The organism is Pseudomonas sp. BP6, from assembly GCF_017875935.1.
GTDB classification, from domain to species: domain Bacteria; phylum Pseudomonadota; class Gammaproteobacteria; order Pseudomonadales; family Pseudomonadaceae; genus Aquipseudomonas; species Aquipseudomonas putida_Y.
Window position 1 is genome coordinate 5,447,790 of sequence record NZ_JAGINI010000001.1, and the last position, 22,786, is coordinate 5,470,575.

Genomic DNA, 22,786 nt, shown 5'->3' on the forward strand with positions numbered 1-22,786 from the left:
TCAGACAGCCTCGTTGTTCTCGTCCTCGAACGCGGCGAACACCGGATCCTCGGTGACGATCTCTTCAGCGGCGATGAACTCGTTGGTGACGATGCCTTCGGCAATTTCACGCAGGGCAACAACGGTTGGCTTGTCGTTTTCCCACGCAACGCGTGGCTCTTTGCCGCCGGTCGCCAGTTGGCGAGCGCGCTTGGTCGAGAGCATGACCAGCTCAAAGCGGTTATCCACGTGTTCCAGGCAGTCTTCAACAGTTACGCGGGCCATGGTCTTCCTCAGTAGCAATTGCGGTGGGCGTGCAGCCCATTAGTGGGCAGGCGGACTCGATAGTATAAAAATTCACCAGCCAATAGGGAAGCGCTGTTTTGCCGGGTGGTACCTTCAGGCCCGCGTCGGCTTCTTCGCGGGTAAACCCGCTCCTACAGGTACCACTTACCTCGTAGGAGCGGGTTTACCCGCGAAAGGGTCGCAACAGACACCCTCGACGCTTTGTCCCGACGATAACCTCAGAGCATCGCGTCACGCAACCGCGGGGTCAGCTCTTCGAACAAGGTCTGCACCGAGCGCAACGCCCGACAATCCGGCCGGGTCAGCAGCCACAACTGGGTGTCGCAGCCGGGCAGGGGGCCGCTCAGTGCATCCACCCCGGGCAGCGCATGCACCATGTAGTCTGGCAGTGCTGCCACGCCCAGGCCGGCCGTGACCAACTGGGCAATGGTCGACATGCTGCTGCACTGGTAGCGCGGGCTCAGGCCCGGGTGCTGCTGGTTGCGCCAGACCACCGTAGGGTGGTCCTGCATCGAGTCGTCAGGTGCGATCCATGGCACGCTGGCGGGCGACTCGCTCAGGCGCTCGCGCCACTGTGGCTGACCGCAGAGTACATAGGAGGTAGAGCCCAGGTTGCGGCCCACCAGGTGCTCCGGTGGCGTGTTGGTCAGGCGCAGGGCAATGTCGGCGTCGCGCCGGCTGAGGTTGGCGAAGGTGTTGGAGGTACCCATTTCCAGCGACAAGGCCGGGTAGTTGGGCATGAACTCGGCCAGTGCCGGCAGCAACAGGCTGTGCATCACCGCCTCGGTGCAGGTCAGGCGCACCGTGCCGCTGACCACCTGCTCGCCACTGGTCATGGCAATGCGCGCCGCTTCCAGCGCCTGCTCGGCACGTTCGGCCTGCTCTGCCAAGGCCTGGGCGGTGTCAGTCGGCAGATAGCCCTTTCGGCTCTTGACGAACAAGGCGGTGCCCAGCGCCGACTCCAATCGGCGGATCGAGCGGAACACGGTCGAAACGTCGACTTTGAGCAGTTCGGCGGCTTTGGCCAGCGAGCGGCCACGTTCCAGTGCCAGGACCAGAGAGAGGTCGGCGTGGGTAATCTGATATTGCATTGATGCACGCTCTGCTTGCCAAATTGCCAATGTCTGTTGCGTCTGAGCCATTTTATAGTGAAACGGCCCCCCGGAATCAATGCGCCCGGTCGGGTAACCAGTCCCCACGATGGGAAAGTGAAAACAACAACAGCTGCAACCATCGTCGCCCGTGAGGCGCCAGCCGTATCCCACATCGCCGCAGCACATCAAAGGATGTACACCATGACGTCGGTAACCCCGTGCGCCAGTTCTTCCAGCGAGATGAATGACTTCCTCCAGGCCCATCCGGACACGCAGTACGTAGACCTGCTGATCTCCGACATGAACGGCGTGGTGCGTGGCAAGCGCATCGAGCGGGCCAGCCTGCACAAGGTGTACGAGAAGGGCATCAACCTGCCCGCATCGCTGTTCGCCCTTGATATAAACGGCTCCACTGTCGAAAGCACCGGCCTTGGCCTGGACATCGGCGACGCCGACCGCATCTGCTTCCCGATCCCCGGCACGTTGTCGGACGAGCCGTGGCAGAAGCGCCCCACCGCCCAGCTGCTGATGACCATGCACGAACTGGATGGCCAGCCGTTCTTCGCCGACCCGCGTGAAGTGCTGCGTCAGGTGGTGAGCAAGTTCGACGAACTGGGCCTGACTATCTGCGCCGCGTTCGAGCTGGAGTTCTACCTGATCGACCAGGACAACCTCAACGGCCGCCCGCAGCCACCGCGCTCGCCGATCTCCGGCAAGCGCCCGCATTCGACCCAGGTGTACCTGATCGATGACCTCGACGAGTACGCCGACTGCTTGCAGGACATGCTCGAAGCGGCCAAGGAACAGGGCCTGCCCGCCGACGCCATCGTCAAGGAAAGCGCACCAGCGCAGTTCGAGGTCAACTTGCACCATGTGGCCGATCCGCTGAAGGCCTGCGACTATGCGATCCTGCTCAAGCGCCTGATCAAGAACATCGCCTACGACCATGAAATGGACACCACCTTCATGGCCAAGCCCTACCCGGGCCAGGCAGGCAACGGCCTGCATGTGCACATTTCATTGCTGGACAAGAAAACCGGCAAGAACATCTTCGCCAGTGACGATCCGCTGCAAAGCGATACGCTGCGCCACGCCATCGGTGGCGTGCTGGAAACCATGCCGGCGTCGATGGCCTTCCTTTGCCCTAACATCAACTCGTACCGCCGCTTCGGTGCGCAGTTCTATGTGCCCAATGCGCCGAGCTGGGGGCTGGACAACCGCACCGTGGCCGTACGTGTGCCCACCGACAGCAGCGACAATGTGCGCCTTGAACACCGTGTAGCTGGCGCCGATGCCAACCCGTACCTGATGCTCGCAGCGATTCTTGCCGGGGTTCATCACGGCCTGACCAACAAGGTCGAGCCCGAGGCGCCGATCGAAGGCAACTCCTACGAACAGTTGGAGCAAAGCCTGCCGAACAATCTGCGCGATGCCCTGCGCGCGCTGGATGACAGCGAAGTCCTCAACCAATACATCAGCCCGGACTACATCGATATCTTCGTGGCCTGCAAGGAAAGCGAACTGGCCGAGTTCGAAGTTTCGATTTCCGACCTCGAGTACAACTGGTACCTGCACACGGTGTAAGCCCATGAGCGCAAATGCGGTCCCTTTGATCGGTGTCAGCGCCTGCCGCCAGCAGGTAGGGAAGAACTCATCGCACACGGTCGGCGACAAATATGTCGAGGCGGCCGGCTTTGCCGGCTTGCCGCTGATCTTGCCGGCCCGTGATGGTGGCAGCGACTCGCATACGCTGCTGGCCAGCCTGCACGGCATTGTTTTTACCGGCTCGCCTTCAAATATCGAGCCGCATCATTACAATGGCGCCCCCAGTGTGTCGGGTACCCGGCATGATCTGGCGCGTGATCGCCTGACCCTGCCGCTGCTGCAGGCAGCCATTGCCGCCGGTGTGCCCGTATTCTGCATCTGCCGTGGCTACCAGGAACTGAACGTAGCCCTTGGCGGCAGCCTGCACCAGCGTGTGCAGGAACTGCCTGGCTACCTTGACCACCGCGAACCTGAGGATGCCCCCCTGGAGGTGCAATACAGCCCTCGCCACTCGGTCAGTATCGAGCCTGGCGGGTTGTTCGAGCGCTTGGGCCTGGCGGCGCAGTTCGAGGTCAATTCGCTGCACAGTCAGGGCATCGACCGTCTGGCCCCTGGCCTGCGCGTTGAGGCGCGGGCCCCGGATGGCCTGATCGAGGCGGTGTCCATGCCGGCGGCGCCGGGCTTTGTGCTCGGCGTGCAGTGGCATCCGGAATGGCGCTTCAACGAAAACCCGGTCTCGCTGCGTCTGTTTCAGGCGTTTCGCGAGGCCTGCATTGCCTACGCAGTACGGGAGGGCTTACGGCAGGAATGATTCTGACGTCAGCCGAAGGTCTCGGATGACTCGTCCCCGATAGCAAAATTTCAATGAGTGAAAGCGAGCCTTGCACTCAAGGCTTGTGAAAACAATTCCAAAATCTACGGCAAATACTCATGAGCAATTACACAGAAGCCGGTCGCCCACCCGATGTGGCGACCGACGCGGGCAACACTCAGCGCAGCAAAGGCCTGGCCAAGGGCCGCTTGGGCCTGCTGGCCAGCGTGGTGCTGGGCATTTCCACCATCGCCCCGGTCTATACCCTGACCGGCGCCCTTGGCCCTACCGTGCGTGAGGTGGGTGCCCACCTGCCTGCCGTGTTCATCGTAGGCTTCCTGCCGATGCTGCTGGTGGCCCTGGGCTATCGCGAGCTGAACTCGGCGGAGCCGGACAGCGGTACTTCGTTTACCTGGTCGGCGCGTGCATTCGGCCCGATGATCGGCTGGATCGGCGGCTGGGGACTGGTGGTTGCCACCACGATCGTGTTGTCGAACCTGGCAGGGGTGGCGGTGGACTTCTTCTACCTGTTCCTTGGGCAGATCACCGGCAAGCACGAATTGGCAGCATTGGCCGACAACCTGTTGATCAACATCATTACCTGTTGCGTGTTCATCGGCCTGGCAGTGTGGATCTGCTGTCGGGGTATCGCCACCACCATGACTGTGCAGTACGGCTTGGTGGCACTGCAGTTGCTGGTGTTGGTCGGCTTTGCTTTCGCCGCTTTCGGCGGCACGACCGCGCCTCCACCGCTGGCGTTCGATTTCGCCTGGTTCAACCCTTTCGGTGTCGAGTCGTTCTCGGCCTTTGCCGCTGGCCTGTCACTGTCGATCTTCATCTTCTGGGGCTGGGACACATGCCTGACCGTCAGTGAAGAGTCGGTGGGCAGTGAAGAGGTGCCGGGCAAGGCCGCCACCTGGACAGTGATGTTGATCCTCGGCCTGTACCTGTTCACCGCCATCGCCACCCTGCAGTTTGCCGGTATCAGCGAAACGGGCCTGGGCCTGAACAACCCGCGCATCCAGGAGAACGTCTTTGCCCACCTGGCCGGCCCGGTCATGGGGCCGCTGGCGATCCTGATGTCCATCGCCGTGCTGGCCAGTACGGCGGCGTCGCTGCAGTCCACCTTCGTGGCGCCGGCGCGCACCTTGTTGGCCATGGGTTATTACGGTGCGGTACCACAGAAGTTCGCCAGCGTCTGCCCGCGCTCGCAAACGCCACGCTATGCCACCATCTGCGCCGGCGTGGCTGCAGGCCTGTTCTACGTGACCATGCGTACGCTGAGCGAGAACGTACTGGCAGATACCATCACTGCACTGGGCATGATGATCTGCTTCTACTATTCGCTGACCGCGTTTGCCTGCGTCTGGTATTTCCGCGACAGCCTGTTCGACAGCCTGCGCCACTTCATCATGCGCGGCCTGTGCCCGCTGGTGGGCGGGGTGATCTTGTCGGTGATCTTCGTGCGTACCGCCATCGACAGTGCCTCGCCGGACTTCGGCAGCGGCTCGCATGTGGGTGGGGTGGGGCTGGTGTTCGTGATTGCTGCGATCATCTCGGTGCTGGGTATCGGGCTGATGATCCTGTCGCGCATGCGTGCGCCGGCGTACTTCCTCGGGGCTACCCTGCGCCAGCAGGCTACCTTGCCTCTGCAGGAATAAATCATTGGGGCCGCTTTGCGGCCCTTCGCGGGCACGCCCGCTCCCACAGGTACGGCACAAGCCTCAAGGCAGTGATTAACCCGTGGGAGCGGGCGTGCCCGCGAAGGGCTGCAATGCAGCCCCATCGATCTTTAGCCGATCATTTGCTCCAGCAGCGCTGCATGGCGCTGCTGTTGCTTCTTCAGCAGCAGCCGATTCGAGCGGAACACTGCCTTCAAATCTTCCAGCGCCACGTCGAAATCATTGTTGATGATCACGTAGTCATACTCGTCGTAGTGCACCATCTCGCTGACCGCTTCCTTCATGCGCCCGGCGATGATCTCTTCGCTGTCCTGCCCGCGTCCGTCCAGGCGCTGGCGAAGCGCCTCCTGGCTTGGCGGCAGGATGAACACCGACAGCGCCTGTGGCATCAGCTTGCGCACTTGCTGGGCACCTTGCCAGTCGATTTCCAGGATCAGGTCGTAGCCCTGGTCCAGGGTCTGCTGCAGCGCGCTGCGCGAAGTACCGTAGAAGTTGCCGAACACTTCGGCATGCTCCAGAAAGTCACCTTGCGCGATCAGAGCCTTGAATTCCTCATGGACGACGAAGTGATAGTTCACCCCGTGCTGTTCGCCCGGGCGCATGGCGCGGGTGGTGTGCGAGACCGAGACGCGGATCTGCTGGTCGTCCTTGGTCAGGGCGGTGACCAGGCTGGTCTTGCCGGCGCCCGAAGGGGCCGAAACGATGTAGAGGGTGCCGCTGCTGTGGTTCATGGTCGGGGTGGCCTTACTCGATGTTCTGTACTTGTTCACGCATCTGTTCGATCAATACCTTCAGGTTGACCGCCGCTTGCGTGCTGCGTGGGTCGAAGGCCTTGGAGCCGAGGGTGTTGGCCTCGCGGTTGAGTTCCTGCATCAGGAAGTCCAGGCGCCGGCCAGCGGCCCCACCACCCTTGAGCACTCGGCGTACTTCAGTGACGTGGGTGCTGAGGCGGTCGAGCTCCTCTGCCACGTCGCTTTTCTGGGCCAGCAGGACCATCTCCTGCTCCAGGCGCTGCGGGTCGAGCTCGGCTTGCATGTCGCCGAAGCGGTCGAGAATCTTCTGCCGCTGCGCCGCCAGCATCTGCGGCACCAGGGCGCGCAGGGTAGTGACTTCGCTGGCCATGTTGTCCAGGCGTTCGTTGATCAGCCGGGCCAGCTCCAGGCCTTCGCGCTGGCGCCCGGCCTTGAGTTCGGCCAGCGCTTCGTCGAACAGCGCCATGGCTTCGGCATTCAGTGCCTGTGGATCGCTGGTGTCGGCCACCAGTACGCCTGGCCATGACAACACTTCCAGCGGGTTCAGGGGGGCCGGCTGCTTGATCAGGCCGGCCACTTCCTCGGCGGCGGCAACCAGTTGCGCGGCGCGCTCATGGTCCACCTTCAGCGGTTTGCCGTTGCTGTCTTCGTTGAGGCGCAAGGTGCATTCCACCTTGCCGCGTGACAGGCCCTGGCGCAGGCCTTCACGTACGCCGCCTTCGAGGTCGCGCAGGGCCTCAGGCAGACGCAAATGCGGCTCCAGGTAACGGTGGTTGACCGAACGCAGCTCCCAGACCAGGGTGCCTTGGCTGCCGGCGCGCTCGACACGAGCAAAAGCGGTCATGCTGTGCACCATGGGAGTACCTCGCGTAGATGAATGAACGGTGGGAGCCTCTCGGCTGCAAGGCGCAGGATTGTAGCGCAGTGTCGCCGTGGCGCCCAATCCACCTATGTTACCGACGGGTGGCTACTGGGGTAGGAAAAGGCGACGGGCTGTGCCGGGCGCGACAATAGGCATGTCTTCCCTGGGCTACGGGCTCTATAATGCTCGGCAGATTCAAAGTCCCAGTACAGGTATCCCAGATGAAACGTCCAAGTGGTCGCGCCGCCGATCAGCTCCGCTCGATCCGCATCACCCGCAACTACACCAAGCACGCCGAAGGGTCGGTACTGGTCGAGTTCGGTGACACCAAGGTCATCTGCACGGTCAGCGTTGAAAACGGTGTACCGCGCTTCCTCAAAGGCCAGGGCCAAGGCTGGCTGACCGCCGAGTATGGCATGCTGCCGCGCTCCACCGGCGAACGTAACCAACGCGAAGCCAGCCGTGGCAAGCAGGGTGGCCGCACCCTGGAAATCCAGCGCCTGATCGGCCGTTCGCTGCGCGCCGCGCTGGACATGAGCAAGCTCGGTGACATCACCCTGTACGTCGATTGCGACGTGATCCAGGCCGATGGCGGTACCCGCACCGCGTCCATTACCGGCGCCATGGTCGCCTTGTGCGACGCTTTGGCAGTGATCAAGAAGCGCGGCGGCCTCAAGGGCGGCAACCCGCTCAAGCACATGATCGCAGCCGTATCTGTCGGCATGTACCAGGGCGAAGCGGTGCTGGACCTCGACTACCTGGAAGACTCCGCAGCCGAAACCGACCTGAATGTGGTCATGACCAGCGCCGGTGGCTTCATCGAAGTCCAGGGTACTGCCGAAGGTGCACCGTTCCAGCCGGAAGATTTCAACGCCATGCTCGCTCTGGCGCAGAAGGGCATGGACGAGATTTTCGAGCTGCAGCAGGCGGCACTGGCTGACTGAAGCCAGCCCAGGAGGTGCGGGGCATGAGCGATTCGAACCTGTCGGTCACCCCGCCCAATGCCGAAGTGCGGCAATGGGCGATGCTCTGCCACCTCTCCGCGCTTCTGGGCCTGGTAGTGCCGCTTGGCCACCTGCTGGGCCCGCTGGTGCTATGGCACCTCAAGCGCGAGCAAGACCCTTTTATCGACGCCCAGGGCAAAGAGGCGCTGAACTTTCAGATCAGCGTGACCATTGCCGGGCTCATCTGCTTCCTGCTGATGTTCGTGGTCATCGGGCTGGTGCTGTTTGCCATGCTCGCAGTGGCCGTGATGATCCTGATCATCATTGCGGCGGTGCGGGCGAATGAGGGCAAGCCTTATCGCTACCCGATGATCTGGCGGCCGATCAAATAACCATTGGGGCTGCAATGCAGCCCCAATGGCCTTTTAGATGGTCAGCGTCCAGTCATAGTCGACGATCAGCGGCGCATGCTGGGAGAAGCGTGGCTGACGCGGCAGGCGGGCGTTGCGCACGAAGCGGCGCAGGCCCGGGGTGAGGATCTGGTAGTCGAACCGATACCCCAGGTTGAGCATCTCGGCCTGCTCGTTGTCCGGCCACCAGCTGTACTGGTCGCCTTCACGGCTGACTTCGCGCAAGGCATCGACATACCCCATCTCGCCAGTGATCGCATCCATCCAGGCGCGTTCTGGCGCCAGGAAGCCCGGCGACTGCTGGCTGTCACGCCAGTTCTTGATGTCGAGCTTCTGCTGCGCCACGTAGAACGAGCCGCAATAGATGTATTCGCGACGCTTGCGACGCTGCTTGTCCAGGTACTTGGCGAAGTCGTCCATCAACTTGAATTTCTGGTTCAAGTCTTCGTCGCCGTTCATGCCCGAAGGCAGCAGCAGGCTGGCAATACTGACTTTGTCGAAATCTGCTTGCAGGTAACGCCCGTAGCGGTCGGCTGTCTCGAAGCCCAGGCCGGTGATGACTGCCTTGGGCTGCATGCGCGAGTAAAGGGCCACACCACCTTGGGCAGGCACTTCCGCGTCGCAGGCATAAAGGAAATAGCCATCGAGCTGGAAAGCTGGGTCGTCGAGTTCAAAGGCCGAGGCGCGGGTATCCTGAAGGCAGATGACGTCGGCATTCTGGGCTTGCAGCCAGCTGAGCAAACCACGCTCGGCCGCAGCCTGAATGCCATTTACGTTCACACTGATGATCCGCATAAATGGCCCCAAAAATCTCGTGCGTGTATGATACCCGAGCTCAACCCATTTAGCTAAATCCGTGGTGTCCGGGACTATTCATGCAGCCGTATCAGCGCGACTTTATCCGTTTTGCCATCGATCGCGGGGTACTGCGTTTCGGTGAATTCACCCTGAAATCGGGGCGTACCAGCCCGTATTTCTTCAATGCCGGCTTGTTCAACACCGGCTCCGCACTGGCTGAGCTGGGGCGTTGCTACGCCGCCGCCATCGTCGACAGCAAGATCCCGTTCGATGTGCTGTTCGGCCCGGCCTACAAGGGTATCCCTTTGGCGGCGACTACCGCCGTGGCCCTTGCCGACCAGCATCAGCTGGACGTGCCATGGTGCTTCAACCGCAAGGAAGCCAAGGACCATGGCGAAGGTGGCAGCCTGGTCGGCGCGCCGCTGGCCGGTGACGTGCTGATCATCGACGACGTGATTACTGCCGGTACCGCCATTCGTGAGGTCATGCAGATTATCAACGCCCAGCAGGCCAAGGCCGCTGGTGTACTGATCGCGCTGAACCGTGAAGAGCGCGGCAATGGCGAACTGTCGGCGATCCAGGAAGTGGAACGCGACTTCGGTATCCCGGTGGTCAGCATTGTTTCGCTGACCCAGGTGCTGGAGTTCCTGGCTGACGATCCACAGTTGAAGCAGCACCTGCCGGCTGTCGAGGCCTATCGGGCGCAGTACGGGATCTGATCCTGGCCTGGGAATGAAAAAGGCGACCTTCTTCAGAGGTCGCCTTTTTTGTGCCGCCTGATCTGGCCCTTTCGCGGGTAAACCCGCTCCTAAATGGGGCAGCGCCAGGCTCGAGGTCGGCGATTCCCTTTGTAGGAGCGGGTTTACCCGCGAAGAGGCCAGTGCAGGCTAACCGATCAATCAGCGCGGCTTGCGATTGGTAATCAGGGTGCCCACACCGCTGTCGGTGAAAATCTCCAGCAGCACCGCATTCGGCACGCGGCCATCGATGATGTGCGAGCTGTTCACGCCGCCCTGCACCGCATCCAGCGCGCACTTGATCTTCGGCAGCATGCCGCCATAGATGGTGCCGTCAGCGATCAGTTCGTTGACCTGCTCGGTGGTCAGGCCAGTCAGCACCTGGCCCTGCTTGTCCATCAGGCCGGCGATGTTGGTCAGCAGCATCAGCTTCTCGGCTTGCAGCGCCTCGGCCACCTTGCCCGCCACCAGGTCGGCGTTGATGTTGTACGACTCACCGTTGGCGCCCACGCCGATCGGCGCAATCACCGGAATGAAATCGCCCTTCACCAGCATGCTCAGCAGGTCGGTGTTCACGCTTACCACTTCGCCCACGTGGCCGATGTCGATGATTTCCGGAGTGGTCATCTCTGGCGTCTGGCGGCTGACAGTCAGCTTGCGGGCGCGAATCAGCTCCGCGTCCTTGCCGGTCAGGCCGATGGCGCTGCCGCCGTGGCGGTTGATCAGGTTGACGATGTCCTTGTTGACCTGGCCGCCCAGCACCATCTCGACAACGTCCATGGTCGCCGAATCGGTGACGCGCATGCCGTCGATGAAGTGGCTTTCGATCGACAGGCGCTTGAGCAGGTCACCGATCTGCGGGCCACCGCCGTGGACCACCACCGGGTTGATGCCCACAGCCTTCATCAGCACGATGTCACGGGCGAAGCCCGTCTTGAGCTCCTCGCTCTCCATCGCGTTGCCGCCGTACTTGATCACCAGGGTCTTGCCGACAAAGCGGCGGATGTAAGGCAGTGCTTCGGACAATACCTCGGCTACATGGGAAGCGGCATCGCGATCGAGGGTCATGCAGGGCTCCTGTAAGGAACAGATAGTCGGTCAGAACGGCAGTTGCAGCTCAGGCTCTACCCGCAGCAACTGGGTGCGGAAAACATCCTTGATACGTTGCAATTCGGCGTCGCTGTCGGCCTCGAAACGCAGCACCAGCACCGGGGTGGTGTTGGAGGCGCGAACCAGGCCCCAACCATTGGCGTAGTCGACCCGCACACCGTCGATGGTGGTCAGGCTGGCTTCGCCCCAGTCGGCGTCGCGTTGCAGTGCATCAATGATGCTGAATTTACCCTCGTCGGTCACATCAATATTGATTTCCGGCGTGGAAATATCGTTCGGGAAGGCGGCGAACAGGTTTTCGGCGCTCTGCTCGGTCTTGCTGAGGATCTCCAGCAGGCGCGCGGCGCTGTAGATGCCGTCGTCAAAACCGTACCAGCGTTCCTTGATGAAGATGTGACCGCTCATCTCGCCTGCCAGCAGCGAACCGGTCTGCTTCATCTTCTTCTTGATCAGCGAATGGCCGGTTTTCCACATCAAGGCGCGGCCACCGTGCTGTTCGATCAGCGGGGTCAGGCGGCGGGTGCACTTGACGTCGAAGATGATCTCGGCGCCCGGGTTGCGCGACAGCACGTCCTGGGCAAACAGCATCAGCAGGCGGTCGGGGTAGACGATGCTGCCGGTGTTGGTCACCACGCCGACGCGGTCGCCGTCACCGTCGAATGCCAGGCCGATGTCGGCACCGGTTTCCTTGACCTTGGCGATCAGGTCTTCGAGGTTCTCTGGCTTGCCCGGGTCCGGGTGGTGGTTGGGGAAGTTGCCGTCGACCTCGCAGAACAGCGGGATCACTTCGCAGCCCAGGGCTTCGATCAGTTGCGGTGCAATCACGCCGGCGGCGCCGTTGCCGCAGTCCACCACCACCTTGAGCTTTTTCGCCAGATCTACGTCACCGACGATCTGCTGGAAGTAGCGGTCGAGGATCTCGACCTTTTCCACGCGGCCCGGGGCCTGCGTCAGGTCGTTGGTTTTCAGGCGGGTCAGCAGGGCCTGGATCTGTTCGTTGGCCAGGGTGTCACCGGCGATGACGATCTTGAAACCGTTGTAGTCCGACGGGTTGTGGCTGCCGGTCAGCATCACACCAGACTTGCCGGCCAGCACGTTGGCGGCGTAGTACAGTGCCGGGGTGGGCACCAGGCCGACGTCGCTGGCATGGCAGCCCGCATCGACCAGGCCTTTGATCAGTTGTTCCACCAGCATCGGGCCCGACAGGCGGCCATCGCGCCCTACCGATACCTGCGGTTCGCCCTGGGCCAGGCTTTGCGCGCCGATGGCACGGCCGATCCAGTAGGCGGTTTCGGCGTGAAGGGTCTTGCCGACCACACCACGTATGTCATAGGCGCGGAAAATGCTGTCGGGCAATGCGGCGGGGACCAGGTGGGCCATGTCGTTCATCTCTGGAAGCTCCATTAGTCAAAGGCTTTCTGGGCAGGCGCAAACTGAACGCTTGGACGGTGGTTTCGCCAGAGAGTTCGCCATCCTTGGCCTGAACGGTCATCTGCCGGCTCAGTGGCTGCCGGAGTGACCGAAGCCGCCAGCGCCACGCTGGCTTTCGTCGAACGCTTCGACGATGTCGAAGTGAGCCTGCACCACCGGTACCAGCACCAGCTGGGCGATGCGCTCGCCAACCGCGATGGTGAACGGCGTGTTTCCGCGGTTCCAGCACGACACCATCAGCTCGCCCTGGTAGTCCGAGTCGATCAGGCCGACCAGGTTGCCCAGCACGATGCCGTGCTTATGGCCCAAGCCCGAGCGTGGCAGGATGACTGCCGCCAGGCCTGGGTCGCCGATGTAGATCGACAGGCCGGTAGGAATCAGAATGGTCTGGCCTGGCTCGAGGACGGTGTCTTCCTTGAGCAGGGCGCGCAGGTCGAGGCCGGCGGAGCCGGGGGTGGCGTACGCGGGTAGCGGGAATTCGCTACCCAGGCGTGGGTCGAGGATCTTGGCTTGAAGAGCGTGCATGTAACTTATTGAACCTGGTTGAGCCGTTCGGCGATGAAGGCGACCAGTTGCCGGGCGATCTTGCCCTTGCTGGTCTGCGCGAAGAGGGTCTGGTGCTGCTGGCGGTCGATCACGGTCAAGGCGTTTTCTTCGCTGTTGAAGCCGATGCTGGGGTTGGCCACATCATTGGCGACGATCAAGTCGAGGTTCTTGTCCTTGAGCTTGCGCGTGGCGTAATCGAGCAAGTGTTCGGTTTCGGCGGCAAAGCCGACGCTGAACGGGCGGTCGGCGCGGCCAGCAATGGTGGCAAGGATATCGGGATTACGCACCATCTGCAGCAGCATGCCGTCGCCGGTCGTAGGATCTTTCTTCAGTTTTTGTGTGGCAACCACTTCGGGGCGGTAGTCCGCAACCGCTGCCGAGGCGATGAACAGGTCGCACGGCATGGCCGCTTCACAGGCCGCGAGCATGTCTCGCGCGCTGACGACGTCGATACGGCTGACCCGGTCAGGGGTTGGCAAGTGCACAGGGCCCGTGACGAGGGTAACCCGAGCTCCTGCTTCGGCGGCCGCTTCGGCCAAGGCGAAGCCCATCTTGCCGGAGCTATGATTGGTGATGTAGCGCACCGGGTCGATGTTTTCCTGGGTCGGCCCGGCGGTGATCAGCACGTGCTTGCCGGTCAGAGCCTGGCGTTTGAAGCTTTCTGCGGCGCACCAGGCCAGGTCGGTGGCTTCGAGCATGCGCCCCAGGCCGACGTCACCACAGGCCTGGCTGCCGGATGCCGGGCCGAACACCTGAATGCCACGGCTCTTGAGCTGCTCGAGGTTGGCCTGGGTGGCCGGGTCACGCCACATGGCCTGGTTCATCGCCGGCGCCACGGCGACGGTGGCGTCAGTGGCCAGCACCAGCGTGGTCAGCAGGTCGTCTGCCATGCCCTGGGCCATGCGTGCCATGAGGTCGGCGGTGGCTGGGGCGATCAGCACCAGGTCTGCCCACTTGGCCAGTTCGATATGGCCCATGGCAGCTTCGGCGGCCGGGTCGAGCAGGTCCATGTGTACCGGGTGGCCCGACAGTGCCTGCAGGGTCAGCGGGGTGATGAATTCTGCACCACCCCGGGTCATGACGACGCGCACCTGCGCGCCGTGCTCCAGGAGACGGCGAATCAGCTCGGCGCTTTTGTAGGCGGCAATGCCACCACCCACGCCGAGAACGATGCGCTTGCGATACAGCCGCTGCATAGGCTTGCCTTTTTCCAGTGAGAGCGGGCGACGACGTTTGAAATGCCTGCGGCGGAACGTCGCATGTACGAGGCGAAATAGATTAACACAGGGCCGAAATGGGCCGCAGCAAAGGCAGGGGTGGAATGAACATCAGGGAGTGGCCGGCGGAAGAACGGCCTAGGGAGAAGTTGTTGCAGCGAGGGGCAGGGAGCCTGACAGATACGGAGCTGCTGGCCGTTTTTCTCGGCTCAGGCGTACGTGGGCGTAATGTCGTGGAGCTTTCGCGAGGCTTGTTGGTGAAGTTCGGCAGCTTGCGCCGGTTGCTGGAGGCTGACCGCGAGGCCTTCGTCGGCGAGCTTGGGTTGGGCCCGGTGAGGTACAGCCAGCTGCAGGCACTGCTTGAGATCGGCCGCAGGCACCTTGCAACGTCGATTGAGCGGGAGTCTGCCATGGACAACCCGGCAGCGGTGCGACGCTACTTGAAAGCCATGCTCAGGCATGAGGCCAGCGAGGTGTTCGGGTGTCTGTTTCTCGATACCAAGCACCGGCCACTGGCATTTGAGATCCTGTTCAGGGGCACGATAGATCGGGCGAGTGTCTATCCGCGAGAGGTGGTGCGGCGGGCGTTGGTGCACAACGCTGCGGCATTGATCCTGTGCCACAACCATCCTTCAGGGATCAGTGAACCGAGTCAGGACGATGTGCATTTGACCCTGTCGTTGAAGCGGGGGTTGGCGTTGATCGACGTGCGGGTGCTGGATCACATCATCATTGGTGACGGGGAGCCGTTGTCGATGGTCGAGCATGGGTGGATTGTGGCCTGAGGGAGTACTGAGCGCCTTGTAGGGTCAGTACGGGCCCTTTCGCGGGTAAACCCGCTCCTACAGGGGTAGCGTCAACTGCCAGGCTGGCGCTGTCCTGTAGGAGCGGGTTTACCCGCGAAGAGGCCGGTACAGGCTTACCTGGTGACCGACACCTTGCTGAAATCCAGCCGCCCGAACGGGCTCACCTGGTACCCCTCGACGCCTTGGCGCAGCAAGGTCGCCGCCGTCGGGTGCGCCAGTGGCACCCACAGCGCCTGCTGCTGGATCAGCGTCTGCGCCTGCTGGTACAGCCGGCTGCGCACGCTCTGGTCGTTGGTGGTACGCCCGGCGCTGATCAACTGGTCGAGGCGGCTGTCGCAGAAGCGTGCGAAGTTGGTCCCTGACTCGACCGCCGCACAGGAAAACTGCGGGCTGAGGAAGTTGTCCGGATCGCCGTTGTCGCCTGCCCAGCCCATGAACAGCAAGTCATGCTCGCCAGCCTTGGCGCGGCGGATAAGCTCGCCCCATTCGATCACGCGGATTTCCGCCTTGATACCGATCTTGGCCAGGTCGGCTTGCAGCATCTGCGCGCCAAGGCTGGGGTTGGGGTTGAGCAGGCTGCCCGATGGGCGAGTCCAGATGGTGGTGCTGAAGCCTTCTGCCAGGCCGGCCTTGGCCAGTAGGGCCTTGGCTTTCTTCACATCCAGCGGGTAGCCGGGCAGGTCCTTGGCGTAGCTCCAGGTGTTGGGCGGATAGGGGCCGTTGGCTGCCACTGCAGAGTCTTCGAACACGGCCTTGAGGTAGGCCTGCTTGTCGAAGGCCAGGTTGATGGCCTGGCGCACTTCCGGCTTGTTCAGGGGGGGGTGCTGGCTGTTGATGGCGACGAAGGCCGTCATGAATGCCGGTGTAGCGGCCACCTTGAGGTTGCCGTCCTTGCCCGCTTCGGCAATGTCCAACGGCTTGGGCGACAGGGCAACCTGGCACTCGCCACGCTTGAGCTTCTGCAGGCGAACGTTGGCATCGGTTGTGATGGCGAAGATCAGCGGGTCGACCGCCGGCTTGCCGGCGAAGTAGTCCGGGTTGGCGCGGTAGCGCACCACGGCGTCTTTCTGGAAACGCTGGAACACGAACGGCCCGGTGCCGATCGGTCGGCTGTTCAGCTTCTCCGGCGTGCCGGCCTTCAGCAGCTTGTCGGCATATTCGGCGGAGTAGATCGAGGCGAAGCCCATGCTCAGGGTGGCCAGGAAGGTGGCGTCCGGGTGGCTGAGGGTGAAGCGCACGGTGTTCGGCGCGGGTGCATCGATCGCTTTGATCAGGCTGCCCAACTGCAGCGATTGGGCATGCGGGTAGCCGCCCGGCGCAGTCTTGTGCCAGGCATGAGCCGGGTAGAGCATACGCTGGAAGCTGAACAGCACATCGTCGGCATTCAGCTTGCGGCTTGGCTTGAAATAGGCGGTGCTGTGAAACTTCACGTCATCGCGCAGGGTGAAGTCATACACCAGGCCGTCGGCCGATACCGTCCAGCTGGTCGCCAGGCTCGGCACCACCTTGCCTTGCGCCGCGTCGAACTCCACCAGGCGGTTCATCAGTACGTCGGCGGTGGCGTTGGTGGTGGTGAGCGAATTGTACTGCACCACGTCGAAGCCTTCGGGGCTGGCCTCGCTGCAAACGCTCAGCGGAGCGGCCTGGGCAACGCCGGCGGCGAACAGGGAAGTGAACAATAAGGAAAGTGCGGCGGCACGCATGGTGGCTCCTTGGCTGTCAGTGGCCCATCTGCCAGTGCAGTCTGGAAAAGGCCTACCCTAGTGCGCCCGCCGGTAAATGACCACACCCTTTTTTGCAAATGTTGCGACGAGCGGTCGACGACTGGCGGGGCCTGCCGCTATGCTGGCCCGGCGCGTTCTGGCTTGCGGCAATGTGCATCTACTGTTGTTGCAGCCAAGTCTTTCTGGTATAAAGCAGCGCTCTTTTCTAGGGGCTCGGCCTGTCGCATAAGCGGATCCGGTCGATAAGGCCTCCAGAATCACGGCGCCCAGGCGCCAAAGACTGAGAGATTAAGCGGCCAACCCATGCCGGGTTGGGCATGTGGTTTTAGAGGGCTGAGTCATGTCGAGAGTCTGTCAAGTTACTGGTAAGGGTCCAGTAACCGGGAACAACATTTCCCACGCAAACAACAAAACCCGTCGTCGTTTCCTGCCGAACCTGCAGCACCACCGTTTCTGGGTTGAATCCGAGAAGCGTTTCGTGCGTCTGCGCGTTTCCGCCAAAGGCATGCGTATCATCGACAAGCGCGGCATCGACGCCGTTCTGGTTGACATCCGTAAAGCTGGCGCCAAGGTTTAAGGGAGAGCATCATGCGTGAATTGATCCGTCTGGTTTCGAGTGCCGGTACCGGCCACTTCTACACCACCGACAAGAACAAGCGCACCACCCCGGACAAAATCGAGATCAAGAAATATGATCCGGTTGTTCGCAAGCACGTGGTGTACAAGGAAGCCAAGATCAAGTAATTGATCGGCGACCTGAAAAAACCCGCTTCCGAAAGGAGGCGGGTTTTTTTATGCCTGCTGCCGGGTCAGTTGAAGTCGAAGCCCTGGATCAGCAGGTCGGCACCGGCCTTGATCTGGATGCGCTCGACGTCGTACTCGCGGGTGCACATTTCGTTGGGGCCGACCACCCGGGTGCGGCCGGTAAGGGTGCGGATGGTGTCTTTGAGCGCTGGCGCGTAAGGGGTGCCGACCAGGTGGGCGAGGGTTCGCAGCACTTCTTCGTTGGTCATGGTGTTCTTCCTGTTGAAGTTGGATGGCCCGACATGGGCAGGGCCATCCTCACGCATGCCTGCGAATTGCCTGCGCTACATAGATACTGCTGTGGTTACTTCTGCTCGAACATCACATAGATCTTGCGGCAAGGCTCCAGCACCTCCCAAGTGCCTTTGAAGCCGGCGGGGATTACAAAGCGATCGCCGGCACGCAGGGTTTTCGCCCCGCCATCCTCGTCGCGCAGCACCGAAACGCCCTGGACGATCTCGCAGTATTCGTGCTCGGTGTAGTTCACTGTCCACTGGCCCACCTCACCTTCCCATACGCCAGCGGCAAACTGCCCGCACGGGCTGGAATAGTGGTTGTAGACCGCCTGGTCCGGCTCGCCCTTGAGAATTTTCTCCGCTGCCGGGCGGTAGCGTTCAGCTTCGGTGATGACCTGCGCGAAGTCGATGATGCTATCAATACTCATGGTTCGGCTCCTGTTGTTGTTTAATAAAATGAACATCAGTAGGCTTTTGAGCCTTCCGTGTCAAATATATTGATAGTTTACACCGGCTGGTTTAGGGTATCGCTTGCCAGTGTGCGCTCGGCGCCCGGCCAGAATTCTGACAACGCCTGTGAGTCCTCAGTGCGGCGTTGCACCTAAACAAGAGGAGGAGTTTCGTATGACCACCCTGACCCGTGCGGACTGGGAACAACGTGCCCAGCAACTGAAGATCGAAGGCCGTGCCTTCATCAACGGCGAATACACCGATGCCGCATCCGGTGAAACCTTCGAGTGCCTGAGCCCGGTCGACGGACGCTTCCTGGCCAAGGTTGCCAGCTGCGACCTGGCCGATGCCAACCGCGCTGTGGAAAACGCCCGCGCCACCTTCAACTCCGGCGTGTGGTCGCAGCTGGCCCCCGCCAAGCGCAAGGCCAAGCTGATCCGCTTTGCCGACCTGCTGCGCAAGAACGTCGAAGAGCTGGCACTGCTGGAAACGCTGGATATGGGCAAGCCGATCGGCGACTCCTCCAGTATCGATATCCCGGGCGCGGCCAATGCCATTCACTGGACTGCCGAAGCCATCGACAAGGTCTACGACGAAGTCGCCCCGACCCCGCACGACCAGCTTGGCCTGGTTACCCGCGAAGCAGTGGGTGTGGTCGGTGCGATCGTACCGTGGAACTTCCCGCTGCTGATGGCCTGCTGGAAGCTTGGCCCAGCGTTGGCCACCGGTAACTCGGTCGTGCTCAAACCGTCCGAAAAATCGCCGCTGACCGCCATCCGCATCGCCCAGCTGGCGATCGAAGCCGGTATCCCGGCTGGCGTGCTGAACGTGCTGCCAGGCTACGGCCACACTGTGGGCAAGGCGCTGGCCCTGCACATGGACGTCGACACCCTGGTGTTCACCGGTTCGACCAAGATCGCCAAGCAGCTGATGGTTTACGCGGGCGAGTCGAACATGAAACGCATCTGGCTGGAAGCCGGCGGCAAGAGCCCGAACATTGTCTTTGCCGACGCCCCGGACCTGCAAGCTGCCGCCGAAGCCGCCGCCAGCGCCATCGCCTTCAACCAGGGCGAAGTGTGCACCGCAGGCTCCCGCCTGCTGGTCGAGCGTTCGATCAAGGACAAGTTCCTGCCGATGGTTGTAGAGGCCCTGAAAGGCTGGAAACCAGGTAACCCGCTGGACCCACAGACCACTGTCGGTGCCCTGGTCGATACCCAGCAGATGAACACCGTGCTGTCGTACATCGAGGCTGGCCACAAGGACGGCGCCAAGCTGTTGGCCGGCGGCAAGCGCACCCTGGAAGAGACCGGCGGCACCTACGTCGAGCCGACCATCTTCGACGGCGTGACCAACGCCATGCGCATTGCTCAGGAAGAAATCTTCGGCCCGGTGCTGTCGGTGATTGCCTTCGACACTGCCGAAGAAGCTGTGGCCATTGCCAACGACACGCCGTATGGCCTGGCGGCGGGCATCTGGACTTCGGACATCTCCAAGGCCCACAAGACCGCCCGTGCCGTGCGTGCAGGCAGCGTCTGGGTCAACCAGTACGACGGTGGCGACATGACCGCGCCGTTCGGTGGTTTCAAACAGTCGGGCAACGGCCGTGACAAGTCGCTGCACGCGCTGGAGAAATACACTGAGCTGAAGGCGACCTGGATCAAGCTGTAATCCAGTAGGTCCTTTTCGCGGGCAAGCCCGCTCCTGCAGGTCTTCGCGACCGTTGCAGGAGCGGGCTTGCCCGCGAATGGGCCTCTAGAAATATTGGCTGGGAGGCTGCAATGCGTTGGGGTACCTACTTCGCCGTACTGGCATCGGTGCTCAGTGTCGGGCTGGCGCTCGGCGTGAGCATGCCGCTGGTGTCCCTGCGCCTGGAGGCCTGGGGCTACGGCAGCTTCGCCATCGGCGTAATGGCGGCAATGCCGGCGTTGGGTGTGCTGGCAGGGGCCAGCCTGGCCAGCCGCCTGGCTGGCTGGGTTGGCGTGCCCTCGGCGATGCGCCTGTGCCTGTGGGGCGGGGCGCTGTCGATTGGCCTGCTCGCGCTGCTGCCTAGTTACCCGTTGTGGCTGCTGCTGCGGCTGATGATCGGCATGTCCCTGACCGTGGTGTTCATCCTCGGCGAAAGCTGGATCAACCAACTGGTGGTCGAACAGTGGCGTGGCCGGTTGGTGGCGCTGTATGGCAGCAGCTACGCCCTGAGCCAGTTGGCCGGGCCGTTGGTGCTGGGCTTCCTCGGCTCTGATGACGACTTCGGCTTCTGGGCAGCGACCGGTCTGCTGCTGGCCGCGCCGCTGGTTCTGCTGGGGCGTGGTGGAGCACCGAGCACGGAGGCCTGTAGTGTCACCTTTGGCGACCTGTTCGCCTTCTGCCGACGCTTGCCGGTAATTGCCTGGGCCATTGCCCTGTTCGCCTCGTTCGAGGCGATGATCCTCACTTTACTGCCGGTGTACTGCCTGCAGCAGGGCTTCACCACCGAAATCGCCTTGTTCATGGTAAGTACCGTGGTGGTGGGTGATGCGGTGCTGCAGTTGCCCATCGGCGCGCTGGCCGACCATATGTCGCGACGCACCCTGTTCACTGGCTGTGCGGTGACGCTGCTGGTGTCCAGCCTGGCAATCCCGCTGCTGTTGCACACGCCGGTTATCTGGCCATTGTGGGTGTTGTTCGGCGCCAGTGCCGGCGGCTTGTTCACCTTGTCGCTGGTGCTGATCGGTGAGCGCTACCGCGATGATGAGTTGGTGCGTGCCAATGCCCACGTGGCACAGCTGTGGGGTATCGGCTGTTTGCTCGGGCCGTTGTTGGCGGGTGCGGGGAGCCAGTGGATCAGCGGGCATGCGTTGCTGTTCCTGATGGCGGCCGGGGCTGCAGGGCTGGTGGTATTGACCCGGCGGCGCGGAGCCTTCGAGCCGGTCTCTGCCTGATGGTTTTTGGAGCGCAAGGCCCCCGGAAGTCGCAGTTACAGCATCTTCTCCAAGCCAACCGCCTTGCTGATCCAGGCATTGAGCCGCCGCCAGATCCCACCCGGCTCAGACGTCAGCACGTGCCGTTGGCCATTGTCCTCGGTCGCCCACACTAGCTTGTCACCTATCAGTTTCACCTGATAGCTCAGCGCAGGCGCCATACCCTGCTGGGCCAGCTCGCGGGTGTATTCGGCCAGTTCCGGGCTGTCCACCAGTACCCCGACCTCGGTGTTCCACAACACGGAGCGCGGGTCGAAGTTGAACGAGCCGATGAAGGTCTTGCGTCGGTCGAACACGATCGCTTTGGTGTGCAGGCTTGAATCCGAGCTGCCACGGAAACTCAATCGTCCCGCGCTGGGGTCGCCTGGCTGGCGGCGAAGCTCGTAAAGCTGCACACCGTGTTCAAGCAAGGCACGACGATAGGGTGCGTAGCCTCCATGCACTGCCGGCACGTCGGTGGCTTCCAGCGAGTTGGTCAGCAGCTTTACCGAAACCCCTGCATCGGCGCGGCCGGTCAGGTACAGCAGCCCCGGCTCACCCGGTACAAAGTAGGCCGATGCCAGGACCAGTTCGCGGTGCACGTTAGCCAAGTCCGGTGCCAGTTGCTGGCTCAGCAGTAATTGCGGGTCCGGCTCGTCTTCGGCCAACACCTTGCTGGGCGCATCCCATAGCGCCTGAGCGTGAGCCCAGATCAGCTCGTTGCGCCACACATCCAGGTGCGGCTGCGACTGATAGGCCATCAACCGGTCGTACAGGGCCTTGCGCTGGGTCCTTGCTTCGGCCAGCGACACTTCCAGACGATGGCGGCTGGCACGCAGGTCGTTGGCATCCGGGTCATGCCAGAGGAAGTCGGTGATCGGCCGGCTGAGGGCGCTGTTCCAGTACTGGTCGAAGCTGTGCCCCAGTTGCTCGGCCACCGGGCCCACGCCCAGCAGGTCGATGTCGGTGAAGTTGAGGTTGGGCTCGGCATCGAAATACTCGTCGCCCAGGTTGCGCCCGCCGACGATGGCCATGCTGTTGTCCACCAGGAACAGCTTGTTGTGCATGCGCCGGTGCTGGCGCGACAAGTTGAACAGCCGGCCCACGGCGCGCGTGACGCCGGTACTGCGCCCCAGGTGCAGTGGGTTGAACACACGGATATGGATGTTCGGGTGGGCATCGAGGGTGCCCATGACGGTGTCCAGGCCATCGCTGGTGGTGTCGTCGAGCAGGATGCGTACGCGCACGCCACGGTCGGCAGCGCGTAGCAGTTCATGCACAAGGGCGCGGGTACTGAGGCCGTCGTGGACGATGTAGTACTGCAGGTCGATGCTCGCCTGGGCGTTGCGGATCAGTTCAGCACGGGCGCGAAAGGCCTCGTTGCTGTTGGGCAGCAAGCGAAAGCCCGAGCGGCCGCCATAGGGCGCGGCCTGGCGCAGCACCGAGCGGCCAAAGGCCGAGTCGTTGGCAGGCAACGCCTGACTGGTTTCGCGGGGCACGCTGATGCTTGTGCAACCGGCAAGGCCGAGCAACAACACCAGCAGCAGAGGCAACGCTCGCTGGAGTCTCAAAGGTGAACCGTCCTGTACAGCAAGGGCTTTAGGGT

The 22,786-nt window shown here is 62.4% G+C and carries 24 protein-coding genes; 11 read left to right on the top strand and 13 right to left on the bottom strand.

What is annotated here, in order from left to right:
* Positions 1 to 264 (bottom strand): DNA-directed RNA polymerase subunit omega, encoded by a 264-nt coding sequence (gene rpoZ, locus J3A98_RS24745; RefSeq protein ID WP_003253383.1) that lies wholly within the window; start codon positions 262 to 264, stop codon positions 1 to 3.
* A gap of 239 nt (positions 265 to 503) precedes the next feature.
* The gene (locus tag J3A98_RS24750) at positions 504 to 1,376 is read right to left on the bottom strand and encodes a LysR family transcriptional regulator (RefSeq protein ID WP_176682889.1); all 873 of its coding nucleotides are present in this window, start codon (positions 1,374 to 1,376) and stop codon (positions 504 to 506) included.
* 204 nt (positions 1,377 to 1,580) lie between these two features.
* Here J3A98_RS24750 and J3A98_RS24755 point away from each other — a divergent pair, with 204 nt between their 5' ends.
* The 3 genes from J3A98_RS24755 (at position 1,581) to J3A98_RS24765 (ending at position 5,396) form a co-directional block, all read left to right on the top strand.
* A complete protein-coding gene (locus tag J3A98_RS24755) occupies positions 1,581 to 2,963 on the top strand; it encodes a glutamine synthetase family protein (RefSeq protein ID WP_176682888.1) in 1,383 nt (460 codons plus the stop codon).
* Positions 2,964 to 2,967: 4 nt separating this feature from the next.
* Complete coding sequence (locus J3A98_RS24760; RefSeq protein WP_209969137.1) at positions 2,968 to 3,735, top strand: gamma-glutamyl-gamma-aminobutyrate hydrolase family protein; 768 nt, start codon at positions 2,968 to 2,970, stop codon at positions 3,733 to 3,735.
* Positions 3,736 to 3,854: 119 nt separating this feature from the next.
* Positions 3,855 to 5,396, top strand: coding sequence for an APC family permease (locus tag J3A98_RS24765; protein ID WP_209969140.1), 1,542 nt, complete (start codon positions 3,855 to 3,857; stop codon positions 5,394 to 5,396).
* A gap of 131 nt (positions 5,397 to 5,527) precedes the next feature.
* On the opposite strand, the gene gmk is transcribed toward J3A98_RS24765, so the two are convergent.
* A complete protein-coding gene (gmk, locus tag J3A98_RS24770) occupies positions 5,528 to 6,148 on the bottom strand; it encodes a guanylate kinase (RefSeq protein ID WP_209969144.1) in 621 nt (206 codons plus the stop codon).
* Positions 6,149 to 6,161: 13 nt separating this feature from the next.
* A complete protein-coding gene (locus tag J3A98_RS24775) occupies positions 6,162 to 7,025 on the bottom strand; it encodes a YicC/YloC family endoribonuclease (RefSeq protein ID WP_176682884.1) in 864 nt (287 codons plus the stop codon).
* A gap of 227 nt (positions 7,026 to 7,252) precedes the next feature.
* Between J3A98_RS24775 and rph the strand changes: the two genes are divergently transcribed.
* The gene (gene rph, locus J3A98_RS24780) at positions 7,253 to 7,975 is read left to right on the top strand and encodes a ribonuclease PH (RefSeq protein ID WP_176682883.1); all 723 of its coding nucleotides are present in this window, start codon (positions 7,253 to 7,255) and stop codon (positions 7,973 to 7,975) included.
* 23 nt (positions 7,976 to 7,998) lie between these two features.
* Positions 7,999 to 8,367 (top strand): DUF4870 domain-containing protein, encoded by a 369-nt coding sequence (locus J3A98_RS24785; RefSeq protein WP_176682882.1) that lies wholly within the window; start codon positions 7,999 to 8,001, stop codon positions 8,365 to 8,367.
* 33 nt (positions 8,368 to 8,400) lie between these two features.
* Here J3A98_RS24785 and J3A98_RS24790 read toward each other — a convergent pair whose 3' ends face one another.
* Positions 8,401 to 9,180, bottom strand: coding sequence for an exodeoxyribonuclease III (locus tag J3A98_RS24790; protein WP_003253401.1), 780 nt, complete (start codon positions 9,178 to 9,180; stop codon positions 8,401 to 8,403).
* 80 nt (positions 9,181 to 9,260) lie between these two features.
* Here J3A98_RS24790 and pyrE point away from each other — a divergent pair, with 80 nt between their 5' ends.
* Complete coding sequence (gene pyrE, locus J3A98_RS24795; protein ID WP_003253405.1) at positions 9,261 to 9,902, top strand: orotate phosphoribosyltransferase; 642 nt, start codon at positions 9,261 to 9,263, stop codon at positions 9,900 to 9,902.
* Between the two features lie 180 nt (positions 9,903 to 10,082).
* On the opposite strand, the gene argB is transcribed toward pyrE, so the two are convergent.
* The 4 genes from argB to coaBC form a co-directional block, all read right to left on the bottom strand.
* A complete protein-coding gene (gene argB, locus J3A98_RS24800; RefSeq protein ID WP_176682881.1) occupies positions 10,083 to 10,988 on the bottom strand; it encodes an acetylglutamate kinase in 906 nt (301 codons plus the stop codon).
* 30 nt (positions 10,989 to 11,018) lie between these two features.
* Positions 11,019 to 12,419 (bottom strand): phosphomannomutase/phosphoglucomutase, encoded by a 1,401-nt coding sequence (locus J3A98_RS24805; RefSeq protein ID WP_209969147.1) that lies wholly within the window; start codon positions 12,417 to 12,419, stop codon positions 11,019 to 11,021.
* A gap of 111 nt (positions 12,420 to 12,530) precedes the next feature.
* Positions 12,531 to 12,986, bottom strand: a complete 456-nt coding sequence (dut, locus tag J3A98_RS24810) for a dUTP diphosphatase (RefSeq protein WP_176682879.1) — start codon at positions 12,984 to 12,986, stop codon at positions 12,531 to 12,533.
* Positions 12,987 to 12,991: 5 nt separating this feature from the next.
* The gene (gene coaBC, locus J3A98_RS24815; protein WP_176682878.1) at positions 12,992 to 14,203 is read right to left on the bottom strand and encodes a bifunctional phosphopantothenoylcysteine decarboxylase/phosphopantothenate--cysteine ligase CoaBC; all 1,212 of its coding nucleotides are present in this window, start codon (positions 14,201 to 14,203) and stop codon (positions 12,992 to 12,994) included.
* 125 nt (positions 14,204 to 14,328) lie between these two features.
* On the opposite strand from coaBC, the gene radC reads away from it, so the two are divergent.
* Entirely contained in the window at positions 14,329 to 15,009 is a 681-nt protein-coding gene (gene radC / locus J3A98_RS24820) for a DNA repair protein RadC (protein ID WP_176682877.1), read from the top strand.
* A gap of 134 nt (positions 15,010 to 15,143) precedes the next feature.
* Here the strand turns inward: radC and J3A98_RS24825 are convergent, their stop codons facing one another.
* A complete protein-coding gene (locus J3A98_RS24825; RefSeq protein ID WP_176682876.1) occupies positions 15,144 to 16,733 on the bottom strand; it encodes an ABC transporter substrate-binding protein in 1,590 nt (529 codons plus the stop codon).
* 361 nt (positions 16,734 to 17,094) lie between these two features.
* Between J3A98_RS24825 and rpmB the strand changes: the two genes are divergently transcribed.
* Together rpmB and rpmG are read left to right on the top strand one after the other, a co-directional pair.
* Complete coding sequence (gene rpmB / locus J3A98_RS24830) at positions 17,095 to 17,331, top strand: 50S ribosomal protein L28 (protein WP_003253504.1); 237 nt, start codon at positions 17,095 to 17,097, stop codon at positions 17,329 to 17,331.
* Positions 17,332 to 17,342: 11 nt separating this feature from the next.
* On the top strand, positions 17,343 to 17,498 hold the full coding sequence (gene rpmG, locus J3A98_RS24835; protein WP_003253507.1) for a 50S ribosomal protein L33: 156 nt from the start codon (positions 17,343 to 17,345) through the stop codon (positions 17,496 to 17,498).
* 65 nt (positions 17,499 to 17,563) lie between these two features.
* Here the strand turns inward: rpmG and J3A98_RS24840 are convergent, their stop codons facing one another.
* A complete protein-coding gene (locus J3A98_RS24840; protein ID WP_020190325.1) occupies positions 17,564 to 17,767 on the bottom strand; it encodes a hypothetical protein in 204 nt (67 codons plus the stop codon).
* Positions 17,768 to 17,862: 95 nt separating this feature from the next.
* Positions 17,863 to 18,222, bottom strand: coding sequence for a cupin domain-containing protein (locus J3A98_RS24845; protein ID WP_010955786.1), 360 nt, complete (start codon positions 18,220 to 18,222; stop codon positions 17,863 to 17,865).
* 196 nt (positions 18,223 to 18,418) lie between these two features.
* Here J3A98_RS24845 and J3A98_RS24850 point away from each other — a divergent pair, with 196 nt between their 5' ends.
* Positions 18,419 to 19,912: an aldehyde dehydrogenase gene (locus J3A98_RS24850; protein ID WP_021785237.1), complete on the top strand. Its 1,494-nt coding sequence runs from the start codon at positions 18,419 to 18,421 to the stop codon at positions 19,910 to 19,912.
* A gap of 110 nt (positions 19,913 to 20,022) precedes the next feature.
* Positions 20,023 to 21,162 (top strand): MFS transporter, encoded by a 1,140-nt coding sequence (locus tag J3A98_RS24855; protein ID WP_209969149.1) that lies wholly within the window; start codon positions 20,023 to 20,025, stop codon positions 21,160 to 21,162.
* Between the two features lie 35 nt (positions 21,163 to 21,197).
* Here the strand turns inward: J3A98_RS24855 and J3A98_RS24860 are convergent, their stop codons facing one another.
* Positions 21,198 to 22,751, bottom strand: coding sequence for a phospholipase D family protein (locus J3A98_RS24860; RefSeq protein ID WP_209969152.1), 1,554 nt, complete (start codon positions 22,749 to 22,751; stop codon positions 21,198 to 21,200).
* Positions 22,752 to 22,786 lie beyond the last annotated feature (35 nt).